The organism is Chamaesiphon polymorphus CCALA 037 (genome assembly GCF_003003845.1).
Lineage (GTDB): Bacteria > Cyanobacteriota > Cyanobacteriia > Cyanobacteriales > Chamaesiphonaceae > Chamaesiphon > Chamaesiphon polymorphus.
Map to the genome: position 1 here is coordinate 1 of NZ_PVWO01000704.1, position 2,310 is coordinate 2,310.

At 44.6% G+C, this 2,310-nt stretch carries 3 protein-coding genes; all 3 read left to right on the forward strand.

Features of this window, described 5'->3' with window-relative positions:
* The first annotated feature begins 169 nt into the window (after positions 1 to 169).
* The 3 genes from panD (at position 170) to C7B77_RS28510 (ending at position 2,204) form a co-directional block, all read left to right on the forward strand.
* Entirely contained in the window at positions 170 to 550 is a 381-nt protein-coding gene (gene panD, locus C7B77_RS28500; protein ID WP_106313005.1) for an aspartate 1-decarboxylase, read from the forward strand.
* 486 nt (positions 551 to 1,036) lie between these two features.
* A complete protein-coding gene (locus C7B77_RS28505; RefSeq protein ID WP_106313008.1) occupies positions 1,037 to 1,675 on the forward strand; it encodes a (2Fe-2S) ferredoxin domain-containing protein in 639 nt (212 codons plus the stop codon).
* 94 nt (positions 1,676 to 1,769) lie between these two features.
* Complete coding sequence (locus tag C7B77_RS28510; RefSeq protein WP_106313011.1) at positions 1,770 to 2,204, forward strand: ferritin-like domain-containing protein; 435 nt, start codon at positions 1,770 to 1,772, stop codon at positions 2,202 to 2,204.
* Positions 2,205 to 2,310: the final 106 nt, after the last annotated feature.

The window sequence follows — 2,310 nt, forward strand, 5'->3', positions numbered from 1 at the left end:
GATAGGGGATAGGGGATAGTGAATAGTGAATAGTGGATAGTCAGTAGTGAATAGGAGACACAAGCGTCCTTTTGCTCTGTATCACCTATCCACTCATCCACCCATCCACCCATCCACCCATCTACCCATCCACCCATCCACCCATCTACCCATCCACTCATCCACGCTTATGCACCGCACCTTATTGGCTGCCAAAATTCACAGTTGTACGATTACCGATGCCAACCTCCAATACATGGGTAGCATCAGTATCGACGAGCTGTTATTGAAGGCTGTTGGCATCGTTCCTTACGAACAAGTGCATGTAGTCAACGTCAATAACGGCGAACGGTTTGTCACGTATGCGATCGCGGCTGAACCGGGTTCGGGAGCGATCGAGTTAAATGGTGCGGCAGCTAGATTGGGCGTCAAGGGCGATAAATTGATTATCATGACGTATGCCCAATTTGATGAATTAGCAGCCCCCCAGCACCATCCTCAAGTAGTCATAGTGGACGATCTCAATCGGATTACCAAGCTCCAATCTTATATCCCAACGGGATTGAACTAAATTGGCAATCTGACGATCGCGAGTATTGTCAGATTCGATCGTTCCCCAACTAGAGTTTTTACCGATCGCTGTGGGTAATTTAGGCTTAGAGATTGTCAAACGCATTGGTCATTGGATCTGACGATTCTGCTGCCACAGCCCGACGATCGCGATCGCAACTACCGATCTTCTGCTTCTAGATAATTGCCAACTATTGTCATTTGTTCCGCAATCCGATATAGTGATCGATAGCAGGACTAATGAATATTAGTGTCAAAAGCGATCGCTTAACCCTATTCCCAATCGGCCATCGGAGCGAGATGGCAATCATCTCGCTCCAGCCTAGTTTTGATAATATTCGCCCTAACTTGAGAGCGAGCACGGACTGAGAGTTTTAGCTATGTTACTGGCAATTCAGTTGTCGCAAGTATATAGTTATCAGAATTTTCCAAGCTAATAAGAATAATTAGCAATTGTTTGAGCAACTATCTTTAGAAAATACCGTTCATGAGCAAGCATTCCCAAAAACTCATCAAACCGTTAATAGGTCAATTCTTAGGTTGGGGAGACGATCGCACGCTCCATCGTTATCTTAAAATTGCTACCGTTCGTGGCGAAGAACGAGTTAAAATTGCCAAAAGTCTCCGTCCCTACATTCAAGATTGGCAACCGGGAATCTGGCTGACATTATTAAGCCAGGAACAGATTTGTAAAGTTACGGGTAAGCGCAAACTCAAAGTCAAACATTTGTTAACGCCAGATCGCAGCGATTCTCTCCTTATCGACGCACGATCGTTACAAGCTAGCGTCAAGCGCAATTTAGCCACCACTGAGCCAGTCGCAGTTACCAAAATTCAAGTTTGTCAGGGTTCGAGTTGTCGGCGACGGGGCAGCGGACAGATCTGCCAAGCAATGCAAGCATATATCGAATCCCATCATTTAACCGATCGAGTCGAAATTCAATCGGTTAAATGTCTACATCAATGTAAAGCTGCTCCACAGGCGATCGTGCATAGTCCAGCTACCGAAATATTACCGGGCAAAACTCATCATCGTCAAATTCAACCCGATCGAGTCGCCGCAATTTTAGCGAAACATTTCCCAATTGACTTGCCATCTACACAAGCCATCGTTACAGCACTATAATCGATCGATACCATTAGAATAACTAGTAGTAAAAAATCATCGCAACGGCAAAAATCCGCTGTGGCTAGATTTTAGTAACTTAGGCTTTGAGAAGATGCAAGAATTAGACCGAGAAAAAACGCTAGAAGTATTGCGTTCCATAATGGAACTCGAGCTGGCTGGAGTAGTGCGATATACGCATTATGCACTGATGATTACTGGCCCAAACCGGATTCCGATCGTCGATTTTTTTAAAGCCCAGGCGACTGAATCGCTCCTCCATGCCCAACAAGTAGGCGAGATCCTCACGGGTTTAGAAGGTCATCCTTCCCTGCAAATTGCCCAGATGGAGGAAACATACCAACACACTGTTAAGGACATTCTACAAGAAAGTTTGTCTCACGAAAAAAATGCTTTGGATATGTACAAAAAGCTCCTCAATGTTGTCAAAGATGCCAGCATCTATCTGGAAGAGTTCGCTCGCACGATGATTGGTACCGAAGAATTGCACAATATTGAAATCAAAAAGATGTTGCGAGACTTTAGTTAAAATTCTTGCTGAAATTGAGGCGACATCGCCTCAATTCTAGAAAGACGTGGGGAGGGGTAGCGATCTGTAACAGTAATTTAGAGAATTAGTATTATAGGTAGTGGAT

Bases quoted from the DNA above. Each gene is read 5' to 3' on its own strand.
- panD (WP_106313005.1), top strand. From the start codon at position 170: ATGCACCGCACCTTATTGGCTGCCAAAATTCACAGTTGTACGATTACC.
- C7B77_RS28505 (WP_106313008.1), top strand. From the start codon at position 1,037: ATGAGCAAGCATTCCCAAAAACTCATCAAACCGTTAATAGGTCAATTC.
- C7B77_RS28510 (WP_106313011.1), top strand. From the start codon at position 1,770: ATGCAAGAATTAGACCGAGAAAAAACGCTAGAAGTATTGCGTTCCATA.